The following is an 18,070-nucleotide window of genomic DNA, read 5'->3' as shown; positions in this document are numbered from 1 at the left end:
GCCTCCTTGCTCGGTCGCATCCTGCCCGCCCTGCAAGGCGGGGTCTACCGGATTCTTGCAAAGCCGCGCGCGGCGTCATACCCATCCGGGCTAAGGTCGTACATGAGTTGAAGGGGGACCGTTGTGGAGATCACTCGGGAACGCCCCGAAGACTGGCACGAGGTCGAGGCGCTGATGGATCTGTGCTTCGCACCGGGCCGGACGGCGTTGTCCTCCTACCGGCTCAGGGACGGGGTGGATCCGGAGCGCGAGCTGTGCCTGATCCTGCGCGCCGACGGCATCATCCGCGCCGCAATCCGCTACTGGCCGGTTCGCATCGGGGCGCATGACGCGCTGCTGCTCGGCCCAATTGCGGTTCATCCGACGGCGCAGGGCGAAGGCTTGGGCGCGTGGTTGATGCAGGAAAGCCTCGGCCGGGCGCGCAATGCGGGTTGGCCGCGCGTCATGCTGGTGGGCGACGCGCCCTATTACTCCCGCTTCGGCTTCGCGCGGCTCGATCACGTCGAAATGCCGCCCCCGACCAACCCGGACCGAGTGCTGGGGCTGGAACTTCAGCCGGGCGCATGGGTTGATGTCTCGGGTCCGGTTTCGCGCATCATCGACCCCTAGCCTGCCGCTGCGCAAAGGATAGCCGCATGAGGGAAAACCCGCAGATCGTTCTGCCCCCGATCAACGATCCCAGCATTCTGGCCGAGATCGACAAGCTCGCCCGCCGCTATATCGAGGCGCGCGGGCTGGCGATGGAACTGATCGACCGGATCGGCGGCGGCGGCGAGGAGCTGCTGAAACGCCTGCCCGACTTCATGCGCCGCCGCGTCGACAGCGGCGTCGAGGCGGCATTGCGGCGGACCTTCCGCGTCGCCTCGGCCTCGCGCGGCGTCGTCCGCGACCGGGGCGACTGGTTCAACCGTCTGGGCACGACCGCCGCCGGAGCCATCGGTGGCGCGGCAGGGCTGACCGGTGCGGTAATAGAATTACCGGTAACGGTGACGATCCTGCTGCGCGCGATCCTTGAGATCGCGGAGGAACACGGTCTGGACACGACAAGCGACGAGATACAGGCCGAAGCGCTGCGCGTCTTCGCCTCCGGCGGGCCGCTGGCGGAAGATGACGGCACCGATACCGGGCTGCTGGCGGCGCGGCTCACGGTCAATGGCCGCACGCTCCAGACGCTGATCACCAGCCTCGCCCCGCAGATCGCCACCAGATTGCTGACCAAGATCGGTGCGCAAGCCGTCCCGATCCTCGGGGCTGCGGCAGGGGCGTCGATCAATTACACCTTCGCACGCTATTATCAGGACATGGCGCGGGTCCATTTCGGCCTGATGCGCTTGTCAAACGAAACGGGGATACCGCGCGAAGCCCTGATCGAGCGGCTGGAAACCCGCATTCAGACGCTTCAGAACAAACTGCCCCCGGCCCGACGCGCCTGATCAGCCCGCTTCGTTCTCTGCCGCCAGCAATTCCAGCGGCGCAACCGGCACTGTCAGATCATCGACGCTCAGCGTCCCGGATGGCCGCGCCAACCGCGCCCGTGTCACCCAGAGAAGCCGCTCCTGCGCGCGGGTGATGGCAACATAGGTGAGGCGCTTCCACAGCGGAATGCCCGCCTCCGTCCGGTTCGACCAAGCCGCGGCAGAAATGTCGGGGCCAAAGACTTGCACATCCGGCCACTGGCTGCCCTGTGCCTTGTGGATCGTGACCGCAGCGCCATGCAGAAAGCTCGCCCCCATCCGGGCGGCAAAGGGGATGAAGGGTTCGTCCTCATCCGGGGTTTCGATCTTCACGATGGAGGCCGCCGACAAGCGCGGCTCCTCCGCGCCGATCACATGCAGGCGCGAAAAGCCGGGCTTCTTGCCCGGCCCCAAATAGACCACCTGCGCACCCTTGATCAGCCCTCGCGCCTCAAGATCGATGCGCTTCTTGCGATGCTTCAGCGGCAGTTCCAGCCCGTCACAGATCAGCGGCTCCCCCGGCAGCAGCGCGTCGCCCGGCGCGCCATGCGCCGCACGGAACGCCGTAATCAGCCGGATGCGCGTCGCATTGCGCCAGACGAGAACCGGGCTTCGCGCCATCAGATCGGATTCCACCCGCTCCGCCCAGACGACGCGCGGATCACTGGCGGCGGCCTCACGCACCATCCTTTCGAATCCGGCGAAATCCAGATTTTCGTCGCCAAGCGCATGGGCGAGGTCGAGGATCGGGCTGTCGCCTGCCTGCCGGTGAATGCGGTTCAGCACCAGCTTCTGCTTTGCGGCGAGTCCGTCGAACACCATCTCCCCCGACTGGCCGACCGGGGCAAGCTGCGCCGGATCGCCAAACAGCACCAGCACCGGGAAAATCTCGCGCAGATCGTCGAATTGTCGTTCATCCAGCATCGAGGATTCGTCGATCAGCCCGATATCCAGCCCGTCCTCGCGCCGCTTCCAGCCCTGAATGAAATCCGATCCTCGCAGCCCGGCCGCCGCCAACGCACCGGGGATCGAGGCATTCTGGTCATAAAACGCCTTCGCCCGGTCGAGCGCCACATCCGTCAGCCCCTCGATCACCGGCCTGTCGCCGGTCCCGGTCAGCCAGTCGGCAATCTTTTCATATTCGGGATCATAAACCGGCGTGTACAGAATGCGGTGAATCGTCGTCGCAGGCACGCCCCGCATCCGCAACACGAAAGCCGCCTTGTTGGTGGGCGCGAGCACCGCCACGGTCCTGCGATCCTTGCGCCGTTTGCCCTCATAATCGCCGGAGATCAGATCGACCCCAGCCTCGCGCAGCGCCTTGGTCAGCGCAGCGAGGATCATCGTCTTGCCCGAACCCGCCTTGCCGATCACCGCCATCACCCGCGCCTTGCCGGGCTGCGGCGGCAGGATTTCTTCGGCGGTCAGATCGACCCCGGCGCTCTCCAGCACCTCGGACAGCGCATCCCAGGCTTCAGCCTGATCGGGGGATAATGTCGGCAAACTCATGGGCCGGACCTAACCCGACGGGGGCGCAAATGAAAGCCGGCACCGCGCCATATCAGCCGACACCCCACGCCTCCGGGATCACCGGCATCGCGTCCATCAGGCGCTGCGTCGTCGCGTGGCCGGGACTGTCCATGACCTGCGCCGTCGGGCCTTCCTCTACGATCTTGCCCTTGTCCATCACCAGCACCCGATCCGTCACCCCCCGGACCACGCCGAGATCGTGGCTGATGAACAGATAGGCCATGCCGTGACTGCGCCTGAGATCGGCGAGCAGATCCAGCACCTGCGCCCGCACACGCACGTCAAGCGCGCTGACCGCCTCGTCCAGAACGATCAGCCGGGGCCGGATGATAAGCGCGCGCGCTATGGCGAGCCGCTGGCGCTGCCCGCCGGAAAATTCGTGAATATAGCGGCGCGAGGCATCCGGGTCGATGTCAACTTCCGACAGCGCCTGCGACACGCGCGCGCGCCAGTCCTTCGGTCGCCCGGTCAGATGGAACGGCTCCGCCAGCAGCCGGTCGACACGCCAGCGCGGATCGAAACTGCCGAACGGGTCCTGAAACACGACCTGCACCTTGGCGCGCAGCGCGGGCGGCATGTGATGCCCGGCCTGCACGGCCTCCCCATCCAGCCGGATTTCGCCGCCTTGCAGGGGATCAAGCCCCAGTATCGCACGGGTCAGTGTCGATTTCCCGCAGCCGGATTCCCCGACCAGACCGACGGATTCCCCGTCCTGAATGTCGAAACTCACCTCATCCACGGCCCGCAAAACCGGATGCGGCGCAAAGGCCGAGGGGCGCGGCAGCGTATATTCGCGGACCGCTCCGCACACCGAGAGGATGGGCGTATCGTCCGCACGAACCGCCATCCGTTCCGGCGCGTGGCGGGAGGCAGCAAACAGATCGCGCGTATAAGGATGCGCCTGCGTGCGGAAAAGCGCCTCCGTCTCGCCGTCCTCCACCACTTCGCCGGACTTCATCACCGCGACATGATCCGCAATGCCCGCCACCACGGCCAGATCATGGGTGATGAGCAGCAGCGACATCCCCTCGGTTCGCACCAGATCGCGCAGCAGATCGAGAATCTGCGCCTGTGTCGTCACATCCAGTGCCGTTGTCGGCTCATCCGCGATCAGCAGATCCGGCGCCTCGGCAATCGCCAGCGCAATCGCCACACGCTGCCGCTGCCCGCCCGAAAGCTCATGCGGATAAAGCGACAGCGGAAAGCGCGGCTCCGGCAGCCCCACGCGGTCGAGACGGTCGCGCGCCCGCGCCAGCGCCTCCTCGCGCGGCGTAGCATGGTGAATGCGCAGCACCTCCGCCACCTGATCGCCAATGGTCATCAGCGGGTTCAGCGCGGTCATCGGCTCCTGAAAGATCATGCCGATCCGGTTTCCCCGGAGGCGGCACATCTCCGCCTCGGATTTCGTCAGCAGATCGTCGCCATCCAGCAGCACCTCGCCGCCGGTTTTCGCACCGCGCGGCAGCAGCCCCATGATCGCAAGCGCCGTCATCGACTTGCCGGAGCCGGATTCGCCGACCAGCCCGGTGATCCGTCCCGGCTCCAGCCGCAGATCCACATCGCGCAGCACCTCGCGGCGCGCAATGGCGACAGAGAGATTGCGTGTCTCGATCATGCCTGCATCACCTTCAGCCGCGGGTCGAGCGCATCGCGCAGCCCGTCGCCCAGCAGGTTCAGCCCCAGCACGGTCGCGACAATGCACAGCCCCGGAATGACCGCGACATGGGGGGCGAGCGTCACGAAGGTCTGCGCCTCCGCCAGCATCCGGCCCCAGCTTGGCGTCGGCGGCTGCGCGCCGAGGCCGACATAGGACAGCCCGGCCTCCGCCAGAATGCCAAGACTGAACTGTATGGTTCCCTGCACGATCAGCAGATTGGTAATATTGGGCAGAACATGCTCCACGCTGATCCGCGCCCTGCCCTTCCCGGCGACACGGGCTGCGCGGATATAATCGAGCGTCCAGATCGGCATCGCCCCGCCACGGGTCACGCGGGCAAAGACCGGGATGTTGAAGATACCGATGGCGATGATCGCATTGACCGCCCCCGGTCCGAAGGCGGCGGTAATCAGGATTGCAATCACCAGAGAGGGGAAGGCGAAGATCAGATCGTTGCCACGCATGATGACTTCGTCCAGCCAACTGCCCCGGTTCGCCGCCGCCAGCAGGCCGAGCGGGACGCCAAACCCCATGCCGATCCCGACCGCGACAATGGCAACGGCAATAGAGGTACGCGCACCCACCATCACCATCGACAGAATATCGCGCCCGAAATGGTCGGTCCCGAACCAATGCACGGCAGATGGCGGTTGCAGCTTGTTCGCCACTGCCATCTGGGTCACGTCATAAGGCGTCCAGACAAAGGACAGTAATGCTGCCAGAACCGCCAGACCGGCCAGTATCGCCCCGATGATCAGCGTCCATCTCATTTCGCGCGCAGCCTCGGGTCGACGGCAGCATAGGCCAGATCGACGATAAACGTGACGGCAATGACGGCGGCGACCAGAACCAGAACGGCAGACTGGACCACGATCAGATCACGCTGATTGATCGCCTGGAAAATCATTCGCCCCAGCCCCGGCAGGTAGAACACGTTTTCGATGATGATCGCCCCGGCCAGCAGGAAAGAGAACTGCATCCCCATGATCGTCAGCACCGGGATCAGCGCATTGCGCAGCGCATGGCGGCGCAGCGTCTTGCCCCGGCTCAGCCCTTTGGCGCGGGCGGTACGGATGTAATCCTGATCCATCGTCTCGATCAGCGCCGAGCGCAGCACCCGCGCCAGAATCGCCGCCTGAGGCAGGGCGAGCGCCACGGCGGGCAGCAGCAGCGAGCGGAACGCGGCAAGCGGCGCATCCCAGCCACCGAACCCGCCCGCCGGCAGCCATCGCAGCCGAACCGCGAAAAGCAGGACCAACAGCATGGCGAACCAGAAATTCGGCACCGCGATACCGACCTGAGTGCCGCCCATGATGACAGCATCCGCCGGGCCACCACGACGCGAGGCGGCGATCAACCCGACCGGAAACGCAATCGCAACGGAAAGCGCCAGCGCCATCAGTGCCAGCGGCAGCGACACCTGCATCCGGTCGAGGATCATGCCGGTCACCGGCGTCTTATAGGTAAAGCTCTGCCCCAGATCGCCGGTCAGCACCGCACCCAGCCAACCCGCATAACGGACCGGCAATGGCTGATCGAGGCCGAGTTGCGCGCGCAGTGCCGCCAGCGTGTCGGGCTGCGCCCCGGTTCCCAGCATGAATGTCGCCGGATCGCCCGGCACCATCTCCACCAGCAGAAAAATCACCACCGAGGCGACGAGCAGGCTCAGCAAGAGCGAGATCAGACGGCGAGAGACGTATCGCAGCATGAGCGCAGGCTAGGTCGCGACCGGACGACGGACAAGAGCCATCAGGCCAGAACCGCACCGGGATTCATGATCCCCTTCGGATCGAGCGCCGATTTGACCGCCCGCATCGCCGACAGCCGCACCGGATCGGCCCAGCGTTCCAGATCGCCGGTCTTGAGCCGCCCGACGCCATGTTCGGCTGAAAAAGAACCGCCCCGGTCGACCACCATCTGATGCACCGCCTCCTGCAGGCGCGGGCGCAGATCGTCATATTCGGCACGGTTCCTGCCCTCAGCCGGGAAGCAGTTGTAATGCAGGTTGCCGTCGCCCAGATGCCCGAAACAATTCACCCGTATGTCGCCCATCTGCGCCAGCATGGTTTTGCCGTCCTCGATAAAGCACGGCACCTCGGTCAGTGGCAGGGAAATATCATGGCTCGAAATCGCCCCGATCAGCCGGTTCGCCTCGGGTATTTCCTCGCGAAGCCGCCAGAAATCCGCCGCCTGCTGACCGGATTGCGCGATCAACCCGTCCGTGACCAGTTCCCGCTCCGCCGCCTCGGTGAACAACGTCTCAAGCGCGGTATCCGGGGCGATACCGCCCGGCAGCCCGATATCGATCAGCACCATCCAGTCCGGCGGCACCCCAAAGGGCTGGCGCAGATCCGGCATGGTTTCTTTCTGGAACCGCAGCCCCTGCCCGGAAATCAGCTCAAACGCCGTCACGCAATCGCCAAGCTGCTGACCGGCGAGCGCCAGCAGCGACAGCGCCGCCGCCGGGTCCGGCACCACCATCAACGCCACGCCATTGGCAGCGGGTGGCGGCACAAGACGCAGGCTGGCGGCTGTGATCACACCCAGCGAGCCCTCTGCCCCGATCAGCAGATCGCGGATGTCGTAGCCGGTGTTGTCTTTCCGCAGCCGCTTCAGATCGTCCATAATGGACCCATCCGGCAGCACGGCCTCCACCCCGAGACACAGCGCCCGCGCCGTGCCATAGCGCAGCGCATTCACCCCGCCCGCATTCGTCGCCAGAACGCCGCCGATCTGTGCCGTCCCCTGCGAGGCAAGCGACAGCGGGAACAGCCGCCCCGCCCCTTCTGCGGCATCACGGGCGGCCTGCAGCGTCACGCCCGCCTCTGCGATCAGCACGTTTTCCTGCGGCCAGACATCCCTGACGCGGTTCATCCGCTCCATCGACATCAGCAGCGGCGCAGGCCCGTCCTGCATGATCTGCCCGCCGACAAGCCCGGTTCCGCCACCAAGCGGCACGACCGCAACCCGCGCCTCTGCGCAGGCACGGATAACGGCGGCCACTTCCTGAACATTGCGTGGTGCCGCGAGCAGCCCGGCCTGACCGTGATAGCGGCCACGCGGCTCCTCCAGATGACGCGGCTCGACCTCGCGCAAGACACCCTCGGGCAGTTTCTTCGCAAGTTCCGGTCCCGCGGCGTTCAGCATCTGTCTTCCCCTATCCTATCCGGCGTCGGTACGGCCCCGCCGGTCGTGGCGCAGATTGGCATAGAGAACATGCGTCCGCCAGCGTCCGTTTATCTGCAAATAGCTTTGCGCCACGCCCTCATATTTGAAGCCCGACCGCTCCAGAACCGCACGGGAGGCGACATTGTCGGACAGGCACGCCGCCTCGATCCGGGACAGGTCCATTCCCGTGAAGGCATGATTGACGACAGCCGAGATCGCCTCCGCCATATAGCCCTGACGCGCATGTGGCGCACCGATCCAGTAACCAATCGTTGCCATCTGAGCGGGACCTCGACGGATATTGTCCAGCGTGATCGCCCCCAGCAGGACACCGTCAACGCTGCGTTCGACAAAAAACGGGATCGCCGTGCCATTCCGGCTGGCCCGCTGCGCCCAATAGACCCGGTTGGTGAAGGCCTTCCGCGACAGATGATCCTCCGACCATGTCGGCTCCCACGGGGTCAGAAACTCGCGGCTTTCGGCGCGCAGCATGGTCCAGGCGTTGAAATCCGAATGCTGCGGCAGGCGCAGCACCGTCCGTTCGGTTTCTACCCGTATCGGACGACGCCGCGCAAACATCATGCAGCGAGCCTTTCGCTCAGCCGGTCCAGAGTCGGCGCGCCCTCGACCGGACCGTAAAGCGCCATTGCCGGGCGGCGTGCGATCAATGCGGCGGCATATTCGGCTATGTCCTGACGGGTGACCGCGTCGATGCGGGCAGCGGATTCCGCCGGTTCCGGCACACGGCCCCAGATCGACAGCGACCGCGCGATCCGTTCCGCCTGACCGGAGCTGCTTTCGAGTCCCATCAGCATCCCGGCCTTGAGCTGTGCCTTAGCACGCGCAATCTCCGCATCGCTGAGACTGTCGACGGAGCGTTTCAGTTCATCGACCGTCAACTGCGCAAGTTCGGGCAGGTCTTCGCCCGCCGTCCCCGCATAAACGGTCATCATGCCGGTATCGTCGTGAAAGCCGGATTGCGCGAAGATCGTATAGCACAACCCGCGCTCCTCACGGATTTTCTGAAACAGCCGCGAGGACATGCCGCCGCCCATAGCAACCGTCCAGATTTGCGCGGCATGGAATTGCGGCGACAGATAACCCGGCCCCTCAAAGGCCAGCGTGAAATGCGCCTGCTCCAGATTCTTGACCCGCCGGATTTCGGAACCCTGCCACGAGGCACCGTCACGCCCCAGAGCCTCACGCGCGGGCAATTTCCCAAGGCTCGCCTCCGCCTGCCGGACGATTGTGTCGTGATCGACCGCGCCCGCCGCGGCGAGGATCATCTGACCCGGCCCGTAATGCTCCGTCACGAAACGCGCCAGATCGGGGCGGCCGAACTGCGACACCCGCTCTGCCGGGCCGAGTATCGTGCGCCCTATCGCCTGATCGGGATAGGCGGCTTCCTGCAACCAGTCGAACACGATGTCATCGGGCGTATCCAGTGCCTGCCCGATTTCCTGTAGGATCACCCCGCGTTCAACCTCGATCTCGCGCTCGTCAAAGCTCGGGTTCAGCAGGATGTCGGAAATCACATCAAGCGCCAGCGAGGTATCCGGCGCGAGTACACGCGCGTAGTAGGCCGTGGTGTCACGGGAGGTATAGGCGTTGATATAGCCGCCAACATCCTCGATCTCCTCGGCAATCTGAAGGGCGGTCCGGGTCGCGGTGCCCTTGAACGCCATATGCTCCAGAAAATGCGCGATGCCGTTCTGCTCGGCCCGTTCGTCACGGCCCCCGGCATTGACCCAGACTCCCAGCGTGGCCGAGTGCAGGCTCGGCATCCGGCGGGTGACGATGCGCAGCCCGTTCGGCAGCGTGGTGATATTCGTATCGCTCAAGCGGTCCTCCGTTCAAGGATCAGCGATTTAAGCGCGTCCACGTCGTTTTCAACCCGCGTCTGCCGCTCCGGCTTGTCGAACAGGCCCTGCATATGCGGCGGCAGATCGGGGCGCAGCCCGGTCGCGGCCTCGACCGCATCGGGGAATTTCGCCGGATGCGCCGTCGCGAGCGTCACCATCGGCACGCCAGCCCGCATATGCTCCCGCGCGACCTTCACGCCGACGGCGGAATGAGGGCACAGGATCTCCCCCGTCTCCGCCCGGATGGTGCGGATCATATCGGTCGTTTCCGCTTCGGAGGCGCGGCCTGACACGAAATCCTCGCGGAGCGCCTGCAACGCGCCCTGGCTGATCGTGAACCCGCCCTGCCGCAATTCATCCATCAATTGCCGGATCGCCGCGGCATCGCCGCCGTAAGCCCAGAACAAGGCCCGCTCAAAATTGCTGCTGACCTGAATATCCATAGAAGGCGAGATCGACGGCGCGACCTCCCCGACCCGATATTCGCCGGTGGTCAGCGCGCGGTGCAGGATGTCGTTCTGGTTGGTCGCGATCACAAGCTGGCCGATGGAAACACCCATGCGCTTGGCAACCAGCCCGGCCAGAATATCCCCGAAATTCCCGGTCGGCACGGTGAAATCCACGACCCGACCCGGCGCGCCGAGCGAGACGGCGGAAGTCACATAATAGACCACCTGTGCCAGAACCCGCGCCCAGTTGATCGAATTGACGCCCGCCAGCCCGACCTCGTCCCGGAAAGCGTGATCGTTGAACAGATCCTTCAGTCGCGCCTGACAATCGTCGAAATGCCCATCGAGCGCCAGCGCGTGGACATTCGCATCATCCGGCGTGGTCATCTGCCGGCGCTGCACCTCCGACACGCGGCCATGCGGGAACAGGATAAAGACATCCACGTTATCCAGCCCCCGGAATGCCTCGATCGCCGCCGAACCCGTATCGCCGGAGGTTGCGCCGACAATGGTGATCCGCTGCCCCGACCGCGCCAGCGCGATCTGGAACAACTGCCCGATCAGCTGCATTGCGAAATCCTTGAAGGCGAGCGTCGGGCCGTGGAACAGCTCCAGAAGGTGATGCCCCGGCGCAAGCTGGCGCAGCGGCGCGCGGGCGACGTGACCGAAATTCTCATAAGCGGCGCTTATCGCGCGGTTGAGTTCCGCGTCCGAAAAGCTCTCGCCCAGAAACGGTTTTATGACCGTCAGCGCCGCTTCCTCGTAAGGCAGCCCTTCCAGCGAGGCGATGTCACCAAGCTGCGGGATCGTCTCGGGCAGATACAACCCGCCGTCACGCGCCAGCCCGGTCAGCATGGCCTGTTCAAAATCAAGGATCGGGGCCCCGCCCCGGGTCGAGATATAGCGCATCTTTCGCCCCTAATATGTCCGGCGACTGATACGCCAGATGAACCACGCTGTCATCCCTGCACAGGTCGCGGCGAACAGGAACCATTGCACGGCATAAGACAGATGGCTGTTCGGGACGCCATCGATGGAAATCGGGATTGGCTGGACACCCTGAACATCGCCCTCTGCCGCTGCCGCGACGACCAGAAGCGGCTCCGTGTCGAGCATTTCCGCCATCGCCGGCACATCGCGCGCAAACCAGATCCCGGCGGCCAGATCGGGTTCAGGCGTCGCACTGCCCTTCTCCTGCGGCCAGTGCAGATTGCCGCGAATGGTCAGCGCGGCAGGCGGGCGCGGATCGTGCCGTTGGTCCTGATCGACAAAACCGCGATCCACGAGGATGCGCCGCCCGTCATCGGTCACGAAGCCGGAGATGACGTTATACCCCCCGCCCCGCTCCTTCGTGCCGGACAGGACCAGAATTTCCTCGCCCGTTGTCTCACCCCGGATCAGCACCGGCATGTATTTCATCGACGGATCGGCCTCAGCCGGCAGCGGCTGCGGTTCGGCGTCGATCCCGGCCTGAATTTCGGCCAGCATCGTCTCTTTCCACTCCAGCCGCCCAAGTTGCCAGAACCCGAGGCCGAGCAGAATCGCCGTGCCGACTATGCCAAAGATCAGGGGAGGAATGATGGAACGGCGCATGTGATCCTGTCGCAATATTCCGGACGCCCGCCCGGGCACAAGCCCCGGCATCAGGTAACAGCGGGGGCAGAAACGGAGAAACGGCGCAGATCGCCCGCGCCGCCCCTCCCAAACTCAGCAATGTTCGCGGCTCAGCGACCCCAGATATAGATCGCGAAGAACAGGAACAGCCAGACCACGTCGACGAAGTGCCAGTACCATGCAGCCGCTTCGAACCCGACATGCTGCTTGTCGTTCATTTGGCCGCGCATCAGGCGGATCAGGCAGACGAACAGGAAGATGGTCCCGATGATGACGTGGAAGCCGTGGAAGCCGGTCGCCATGTAGAACACGCCGCCATAGACAGTGTCAGACAGGCCGAACGCCGCGTGGCTGTATTCGTAGGCCTGCAGGATGGTGAAGCAGATACCCAGAACCACAGCAATGGCCGTGCCGGTAATCGCGTCCTTGCGGTTGTTTTCGTGGACGAGCGCATGGTGCGCCCATGTCACAGCACAGCCCGACAGCAGCAGGATCAGCGTGTTGATCAGCGGCAGGTGCCACGGGTCAAAGGTCTGAATGCCTTCCGGCGGCCAGACACCATCGCGGATCGGGCTTTCCGGTCCCATCGGGTAAAGCGCATTCTTGAAGAACGCCCAGAACCAGGCGACGAAGAACATCACCTCGGACATGATGAACAGGATCACGCCGTAGCGCAGACCGATCTGCACGACCGGGGTGTGATCGCCGGTTTCACCTTCGCGGACGACATCGGCCCACCAGCCGAACATGCAGTAGAGGACGCCGACCAGACCGATCAGGAACATCCACGGGCCGCCATCCTTCATCCACAGAACCGCGCCGCTCAGCATGACGAACACCGACACAGCGGTGATCAGCGGCCAGATCGAGGGCGGCAGAATATGGTAGTCGTGGTTCTTCGCATGCGCCATTGGCTGTCCCCGCTATTGCGTCAGTTTATTCTGGTTTCATCGGATTCCGGCGTCAGCGCAGCCTGCGTGTCGCTGGACGCTTTGGAATCGGGCGAGTTGTATTCGTGGAAAGTGTAGCTCAGCGTGATGTCGCGGACCTTGTAGGCATCGCGGTCGGTCACGATGGCCGGATCAACGTCGAACACCACCGGCATCTCCACCCGCTCACCGGGCTGGAGCGTCTGCTCGGTAAAGCAGAAACAGTCGATTTTGTAGAAGAACGACCCGGCAATATCCGGTGCCACGTTATAGGATGCGCGCCCGGTGATCGGTCGGTCGGAATTGTTGATCGCCTCGTAAAACGCCATGCCGGTTTCACCGATGCGGATCTCCATCATCGAGCGCTGCATGGGCTTGAAGCTCCACGGCAGGTCCGGGTCGATATTCCCGTCGAAGCGGATGGTGATCTTTTCGTCCAGGATCACCTGCCCTTCGACGCCTTCCGCATCCGCGACCTGCGTCGTGCCCGCATAGCCCGTGACCCGGCAGAACCAGTTATAAAACGGCACCGCGGCCCAAGCGAGCGAACCCATCGTCAGCACGACCCCGACAAGGATCGTCACGACGCGCAGGTTCTTGTCTTTCGGCAGAATGCTCATGGTGCGGTCCTCGCCCCTTGTTCGGCTGCCGGGGTGCCCGGCGCGGCCACGGGATCGTCACTCGGTGCGATTTCCGTGCCGTCCTCGCGTGGCAGCAATGCTGGGCGCACCTGATGATCGAACCCTTCCAGCGAGGCCTGATTGCCGCTGGTCACCTTCACCACCGACAGGGCAAAGACCAGCGCCGCAAAGCTCAGCAGCACAATCAGCAACCCGACATTGCGCGACCGGCGGCGCGCGTGAAGCTCATGTTCGGTCCGCAGCGCCATCACATCGACACCCAATGCTGAATGAGAAGCGCCGCGAAATGTGCGAACAGATAATAGAGCGACAGCTTGAAGAACGCTTTCTCGGCCTTGTGACCGTCGGCATAGGATTGCTCATCCGTGCGGCGCATGACCTGCCAGCCGCGCCAGATGAACAGCGCATTCAGCACAACCGCTACCGCCAGATAGATCGGCCCGCCAACGGAGGTCAGACCCAGCCAGATCGCGAACGGCGCCAGCACCAGCGTGTAGCCGAAAATATGCCGGCGGGTGACATCGCGGCCATGCGTGACATTCAGCATCGGCACGCCAGCCTCGCGATAATCTTCCTTCATGAACAGCGCCAGCGCCCAGAAATGCGGCGGCGTCCAGAAGAAGATCAGCGCAAACATCAGCAGCGATTCGATCGCGATGCCCCCGGTCGCAGCCGCCCAGCCGATCATCGGCGGGAACGCACCGGCAGCACCGCCAATGACGATATTCTGCGGCGTCGAGCGTTTCAGCCAGATCGTGTAGATGACGGCGTAAAAGAAGATGGTGAAGGCAAGGAAACCAGCCGCAAACCAGTTCGCGGCAAGGCCCAGCATCATCACAGACAGCCCCGACAGCGCCAGACCGAGGCCCAGAGCCTCACCCTCGGACACGCGCCCGGACGGGACCGGGCGGGACCGGGTGCGGCGCATCACGGCGTCGATATCGGCGTCATACCACATATTCAGCGCGCCAGATGCGCCCCCGCCAATGGCAATGAACAGGATCGCACAGAACGACACCAGCGGGTGAAGGTTCACCGGGGCGACGATAAGTCCGACAAAGGCGGTAAAAACCACCAGCGACATCACGCGCGGCTTTAGCAGCGCGATGTAGTCGCCGAACTCGGCCTCGCCCGGTCGCTGATATGTGCTTGCGTCGGTCAACTCAGCTCACCCTTCCGATCAGCGCGCGGCCATTTGGATCGGCTGGGCGTCTTTCAGATCGGCCTCGGCGAATTCCACCTTCGCGCCTTCCAGCCACGCGGCGTATTTCTCCGGCGCGACAGCTTTGACAACGATGGGCATATAGGCGTGGTTGATCCCGCAAAGCTCGGAACACTGGCCGAAATAGACGCCCTCTTTCTCCACGGTGAAGGCCATCTGCGCGATACGGCCCGGAACCGCGTCCTGCTTCACGGCAAAGGCCGGGATCGTCCAGCTGTGGATCACGTCGGTGGCGGTGAACTGCATCAGCACTTCCTGCCCGACCGGGACCACGACCGGATTGTCGGTCGCCAGCAGATATTCATCCTCGGCATAGCCATTCGCCGCCAGATCTTCCTTCGGCAGCAGGAAGGCATCAAAGGCGATCTCTTCATCCGGGTACTCATAGGACCAGTACCACTGGTGGCCGATGGCCTTGATGACCACCGACGGATCCTGCGGGATCGACAGCTGACGGAACAGGATCGGCAGCGAGAACACGCCGATGGAGATCAGGATGAGAATCGGCACCAGCGTCCAGGTGATCTCGATCGGGGTGTTGTGGCTGAACCGCGCCGGTGTCGGGTTCGCACGGCGGTTGAAGCGGAAGATGCACCACAGCAGCAGCGCACAGACGAAGACCGTGACGACGGTGATGATGATCAGGACGTAATGGTCCAGCCATTGCTGGTCATAGGCCTGCGGGCTGACCGCTTCCTGAAAACCCAGTCCGCGCGGCTCGGGCTTGCCGATCACGGGCAGATCCCCCAGCACGTCCTGCGCGAATGCCGCGCCCGACGCCAGCATCGCTGCTGCACCCATACCTGCCGCCATTACGCGGCGCATCATTGCTGGAGCCACCATCCGAGTATCCCTTGCCGTTACCTGCCGTTTTCGTCTTGGGGCACAACCGAGGTCTCCGCCCTTTCGAGTCCAACTTTTTCCGTTTACAACCATAAAACCCCGCCTGCGACAAGACAGCACATGCCAAGGCCTGCTGCCAGTCATAACCTACTTTATCATCTTTTCGGAACAGATCATGACAAGCGCCGCATTTCAGCCGTTCGAGAATCACTTTGACCATGACGCCGCACTTGCCGTGCTGCGCGACGCCACAGCGGGCGCCGATGATGGTGAGCTTTTCGTCGAACGGTCCCACTCCGAAACGCTGGTCTATGACGACCGGCGGCTGCGCGGCTCCAGCTACACCGCCAGCCGTGGCTTTGGCCTGCGCGCCGTCGCGGGCGAAGTCACCGGCTACGCCCATTCGACCGAGCTTACCCTGCCAGCACTGAAAAGGGCAGCGGAAACAGTGCGCCTCGCGGTTCGCAACGATGGCCGCAGCCTCGCCCTGCCACCACAGGCGGATATTACCCCTCTTTATGCGCGCGCCGATCCGGCACAGGGGATCGACATCGCCACCCGCATCGCGCTGCTGCGTGAAATTGACGCATATGCCCGCGATCTCGATCCGCGCGTGGTGCAGGCCACGGTCTCCATCGCGACCAGCCTTCAGGAGGTCGCGATCCTGCGTCCCGAAGGCGGGCTCGTCACCGACATAAGGCCGATGGCGCGACTGAATGTCGCAGTCATTGTCGAGGATAACGCCCGGCGCGAAACCGGCGGCGCAGGCGGTGGCGGACGGATTTCGCTCAGCGGCCTGCTGGAGCCAGCCTTCTGGCAGGCGCAGGTGGCAGAGGCGCTGCGCATCGCACTGGTCAATCTCGGTGCCGAACCGGCCCCGGCCGGGGTGATGGACGTCGTCCTCGGCCCCGGCTGGCCCGGCATTCTGCTGCATGAGGCGGTCGGTCACGGGCTGGAAGGCGATTTCAACCGCAAGGGCCATTCGGCCTTCGCCGGTCTGATGGGTCAGCGGGTCGCCGCCCCCGGCGTGACCGTGATCGACGACGGAACCATCCCCGACCGGCGCGGTTCGATCAGCGTCGATGACGAAGGCTCTGCCCCCGGACGCAATGTCCTGATCGAAGACGGCGTGTTGGTCGGCTATCTTCAGGACCGTCAGAATGCGCGGCTGATGGGGGTTCAGCCGACTGGCAATGGACGTCGCGAAAGCTATGCCCACGCACCGATGCCGCGCATGACCAACACTTTCATGCTGGGGGGCGAGGCAAGCCCGGACGCGATCCTCTCCGATCTCAAGGACGGTATCTATGCGGTCGGCTTCGGCGGCGGTCAGGTCGACATCACCAACGGCAAGTTTGTCTTTTCCTGCACCGAGGCTTACCGGGTCAGAAACGGCCAGATCGGCGCGCCCATCCGTGGCGCGACCCTGATCGGAGACGGCGCGACGGCGCTTCAACACATCCGCGCCATCGGCAACGACACAGCCCTGGACCCCGGCATCGGCACCTGCGGCAAGCAGGGCCAGTGGGTGCCGGTCGGCGTCGGCCTGCCCACGCTGATGATCGGCGGGCTGACGGTCGGAGGCTCGGCGGCATAGCGCCGCCGGACCTGCGATCACTGCTCTGCGAAGAACCGCAGCACCTCGGTCAGGATCATTGCGTGATCGCTGCGCCGCTCGGCAATGCCGTCCTCGCAGACAAACATATCCTCCGGCTCCTCCTCCTTCAGAATATCAAGCCCCTGCTCTGTGCATTCGCCCAGAAAATCGAAATGCGACAGCGTTTCCGGCTCCAGATAGGTGACGTTCCCCTTCGGCAACCGCGCTACGAGCGCGCGGGACTCGACGTCGAGATCCAGCGCCGTACCCGCCACGTCCCTCGGCGCGCCGAACACCAGCATCGGCTTTTCTATCGCAGCGAGGCTCTCGGCGGAAAACGCCTGCGTACCGCCCAGATCGAACACGGCAAAAGCATCGATTCGCGGGTCGGACAGATCCTGCGTGATCTCCTCGCGGTCCTGAGGCGTCTTCGCGACATTCCAGTCATCCATGATGCCACAGACAAGCTCGTTTTCCTGCCCCTCGCAGAAGGCATCGAACTGAACCGGATCGAACCGCCCGCCTGCCAGTGCGACGACTGTATATCCGCCAAGCGAGTGCCCCGTCGCCATGATCCTCTCGGCGTCGATCTCAGCCGGAGCGTTTTCCAGCAGATAATCTATCAGACGGCTGATATCGCGCGGTCGCTCCCACAACTCCCGAGCATCATCGGGATCACGCGCCCATGTCGACGTTCCGGGATGACTGATCGCCGCAACGACGTATCCGCGTCGCGACAACTCCGCCCCCAGCCAAGCCTGATTCTGCGCATTGCCGTACATGCCATGCGACATCACGACCAACGGGAACGCGCCGGACGCAGCCTCGGCTGCCTCAACCGCCTCGATCCCCTGCCAGACCTGATTGCCGAGAAGCTCCTTCGGCGTCTCACCGCTCAGGGTCGGATACCAAACAAACCCCTCCAGCGGTCGTTCGGCATCCGCGACGGAGACGGGAACGAGCCCGGTCTTGTAATCCTCGGCCAATGTGGCCGCACTGGTCGCGAAAAGACACGCGGCGGCGAATGTGATCTTATGTGACATCGTCTTGCTCCTGAAGCTTTCTCCTTGCCTCCCCCAGTGTGAAGAAGCACCACGGGAAAAC

At 64.1% G+C, this 18,070-nt stretch carries 18 protein-coding genes; 3 read left to right on the top strand and 15 right to left on the bottom strand.

Features of this window, described 5'->3' with window-relative positions; genetic code table 11:
- The first annotated feature begins 123 nt into the window (after positions 1-123).
- Together PAF12_RS02100 and PAF12_RS02095 are read left to right on the top strand one after the other, a co-directional pair.
- The gene (locus PAF12_RS02100; RefSeq protein ID WP_271108366.1) at positions 124-609 is read left to right on the top strand and encodes a GNAT family N-acetyltransferase; all 486 of its coding nucleotides are present in this window, start codon (positions 124-126) and stop codon (positions 607-609) included.
- Positions 610-635: 26 nt separating this feature from the next.
- Complete coding sequence (locus PAF12_RS02095; RefSeq protein ID WP_271108365.1) at positions 636-1,433, top strand: EcsC family protein; 798 nt, start codon at positions 636-638, stop codon at positions 1,431-1,433.
- Here PAF12_RS02095 and PAF12_RS02090 read toward each other — a convergent pair whose 3' ends face one another.
- The 14 genes from PAF12_RS02090 to coxB all read right to left on the bottom strand — a co-directional run bounded on the left by PAF12_RS02090 (position 1,434) and on the right by coxB (position 15,369).
- Positions 1,434-2,963 carry an ATP-dependent RecD-like DNA helicase gene (locus PAF12_RS02090; RefSeq protein ID WP_271108364.1) on the bottom strand — a complete coding sequence of 510 codons (1,530 nt, stop codon included), beginning with the start codon at positions 2,961-2,963 and terminating at the stop codon, positions 1,434-1,436. It abuts the gene before it with no gap.
- Between the two features lie 52 nt (positions 2,964-3,015).
- A complete protein-coding gene (locus PAF12_RS02085; protein ID WP_271108363.1) occupies positions 3,016-4,599 on the bottom strand; it encodes an ABC transporter ATP-binding protein in 1,584 nt (527 codons plus the stop codon).
- Positions 4,596-5,411: an ABC transporter permease gene (locus PAF12_RS02080; RefSeq protein ID WP_271108362.1), complete on the bottom strand. Its 816-nt coding sequence runs from the start codon at positions 5,409-5,411 to the stop codon at positions 4,596-4,598. Before PAF12_RS02080 ends, PAF12_RS02085 begins: the two co-directional genes overlap by 4 nt.
- On the bottom strand, positions 5,408-6,349 hold the full coding sequence (locus PAF12_RS02075) for an ABC transporter permease (RefSeq protein WP_271108361.1): 942 nt from the start codon (positions 6,347-6,349) through the stop codon (positions 5,408-5,410). The genes PAF12_RS02080 and PAF12_RS02075 overlap by 4 nt, the downstream gene beginning before the upstream one ends.
- 41 nt (positions 6,350-6,390) lie before the next feature.
- Positions 6,391-7,788, bottom strand: coding sequence for an FAD-binding oxidoreductase (locus PAF12_RS02070; protein ID WP_271108360.1), 1,398 nt, complete (start codon positions 7,786-7,788; stop codon positions 6,391-6,393).
- 15 nt (positions 7,789-7,803) lie between these two features.
- A complete protein-coding gene (locus PAF12_RS02065) occupies positions 7,804-8,388 on the bottom strand; it encodes a GNAT family N-acetyltransferase (protein WP_271109630.1) in 585 nt (194 codons plus the stop codon).
- Positions 8,388-9,650 carry a pitrilysin family protein gene (locus tag PAF12_RS02060; RefSeq protein WP_271108359.1) on the bottom strand — a complete coding sequence of 421 codons (1,263 nt, stop codon included), beginning with the start codon at positions 9,648-9,650 and terminating at the stop codon, positions 8,388-8,390. The genes PAF12_RS02065 and PAF12_RS02060 overlap by 1 nt, the downstream gene beginning before the upstream one ends.
- Positions 9,647-11,029 carry a threonine synthase gene (gene thrC / locus PAF12_RS02055; RefSeq protein WP_271108358.1) on the bottom strand — a complete coding sequence of 461 codons (1,383 nt, stop codon included), beginning with the start codon at positions 11,027-11,029 and terminating at the stop codon, positions 9,647-9,649. Before thrC ends, PAF12_RS02060 begins: the two co-directional genes overlap by 4 nt.
- Positions 11,030-11,038: 9 nt before the next feature.
- Positions 11,039-11,713, bottom strand: a complete 675-nt coding sequence (locus PAF12_RS02050; RefSeq protein ID WP_271108357.1) for an SURF1 family protein — start codon at positions 11,711-11,713, stop codon at positions 11,039-11,041.
- Between the two features lie 131 nt (positions 11,714-11,844).
- Positions 11,845-12,645 (bottom strand): cytochrome c oxidase subunit 3, encoded by an 801-nt coding sequence (locus PAF12_RS02045; protein WP_271108356.1) that lies wholly within the window; start codon positions 12,643-12,645, stop codon positions 11,845-11,847.
- A gap of 20 nt (positions 12,646-12,665) precedes the next feature.
- Positions 12,666-13,283: a cytochrome c oxidase assembly protein gene (locus PAF12_RS02040; RefSeq protein ID WP_271108355.1), complete on the bottom strand. Its 618-nt coding sequence runs from the start codon at positions 13,281-13,283 to the stop codon at positions 12,666-12,668.
- Positions 13,280-13,552 carry a hypothetical protein gene (locus tag PAF12_RS02035; RefSeq protein ID WP_271108354.1) on the bottom strand — a complete coding sequence of 91 codons (273 nt, stop codon included), beginning with the start codon at positions 13,550-13,552 and terminating at the stop codon, positions 13,280-13,282. Before PAF12_RS02035 ends, PAF12_RS02040 begins: the two co-directional genes overlap by 4 nt.
- Positions 13,552-14,466: a heme o synthase gene (gene cyoE / locus PAF12_RS02030; RefSeq protein WP_271108353.1), complete on the bottom strand. Its 915-nt coding sequence runs from the start codon at positions 14,464-14,466 to the stop codon at positions 13,552-13,554. The genes PAF12_RS02035 and cyoE overlap by 1 nt, the downstream gene beginning before the upstream one ends.
- 18 nt (positions 14,467-14,484) lie before the next feature.
- A complete protein-coding gene (coxB, locus tag PAF12_RS02025; protein ID WP_271108352.1) occupies positions 14,485-15,369 on the bottom strand; it encodes a cytochrome c oxidase subunit II in 885 nt (294 codons plus the stop codon).
- Positions 15,370-15,544: 175 nt separating this feature from the next.
- On the opposite strand from coxB, the gene tldD reads away from it, so the two are divergent.
- A complete protein-coding gene (gene tldD / locus PAF12_RS02020; protein WP_271108351.1) occupies positions 15,545-16,966 on the top strand; it encodes a metalloprotease TldD in 1,422 nt (473 codons plus the stop codon).
- Between the two features lie 17 nt (positions 16,967-16,983).
- Here tldD and PAF12_RS02015 read toward each other — a convergent pair whose 3' ends face one another.
- Positions 16,984-18,009, bottom strand: coding sequence for a prolyl oligopeptidase family serine peptidase (locus PAF12_RS02015; protein WP_271108350.1), 1,026 nt, complete (start codon positions 18,007-18,009; stop codon positions 16,984-16,986).
- Between the last annotated feature and the right edge of the window lie 61 nt (positions 18,010-18,070).

This window comes from Paracoccus sp. SCSIO 75233 (assembly GCF_027912675.1).
Lineage (GTDB): Bacteria > Pseudomonadota > Alphaproteobacteria > Rhodobacterales > Rhodobacteraceae > Paracoccus.
This window is presented reverse-complemented; position numbering and strand designations above follow the sequence as displayed.

Bases quoted from the DNA above. Each gene is read 5' to 3' on its own strand.
- PAF12_RS02045 (WP_271108356.1), bottom strand. From the start codon at position 12,645: ATGGCGCATGCGAAGAACCACGACTACCATATTCTGCCGCCCTCGATC.
- thrC (WP_271108358.1), bottom strand. From the start codon at position 11,029: ATGCGCTATATCTCGACCCGGGGCGGGGCCCCGATCCTTGATTTTGAA.
- PAF12_RS02015 (WP_271108350.1), bottom strand. From the start codon at position 18,009: ATGTCACATAAGATCACATTCGCCGCCGCGTGTCTTTTCGCGACCAGT.
- tldD (WP_271108351.1), top strand. From the start codon at position 15,545: ATGACAAGCGCCGCATTTCAGCCGTTCGAGAATCACTTTGACCATGAC.
- PAF12_RS02070 (WP_271108360.1), bottom strand. From the start codon at position 7,788: ATGCTGAACGCCGCGGGACCGGAACTTGCGAAGAAACTGCCCGAGGGT.
- PAF12_RS02085 (WP_271108363.1), bottom strand. From the start codon at position 4,599: ATGATCGAGACACGCAATCTCTCTGTCGCCATTGCGCGCCGCGAGGTG.
- PAF12_RS02080 (WP_271108362.1), bottom strand. From the start codon at position 5,411: ATGAGATGGACGCTGATCATCGGGGCGATACTGGCCGGTCTGGCGGTT.
- PAF12_RS02095 (WP_271108365.1), top strand. From the start codon at position 636: ATGAGGGAAAACCCGCAGATCGTTCTGCCCCCGATCAACGATCCCAGC.
- PAF12_RS02065 (WP_271109630.1), bottom strand. From the start codon at position 8,388: ATGTTTGCGCGGCGTCGTCCGATACGGGTAGAAACCGAACGGACGGTG.
- PAF12_RS02090 (WP_271108364.1), bottom strand. From the start codon at position 2,963: ATGAGTTTGCCGACATTATCCCCCGATCAGGCTGAAGCCTGGGATGCG.
- PAF12_RS02075 (WP_271108361.1), bottom strand. From the start codon at position 6,349: ATGCTGCGATACGTCTCTCGCCGTCTGATCTCGCTCTTGCTGAGCCTG.
- PAF12_RS02050 (WP_271108357.1), bottom strand. From the start codon at position 11,713: ATGCGCCGTTCCATCATTCCTCCCCTGATCTTTGGCATAGTCGGCACG.
- PAF12_RS02035 (WP_271108354.1), bottom strand. From the start codon at position 13,552: ATGGCGCTGCGGACCGAACATGAGCTTCACGCGCGCCGCCGGTCGCGC.
- coxB (WP_271108352.1), bottom strand. From the start codon at position 15,369: ATGGTGGCTCCAGCAATGATGCGCCGCGTAATGGCGGCAGGTATGGGT.
- PAF12_RS02040 (WP_271108355.1), bottom strand. From the start codon at position 13,283: ATGAGCATTCTGCCGAAAGACAAGAACCTGCGCGTCGTGACGATCCTT.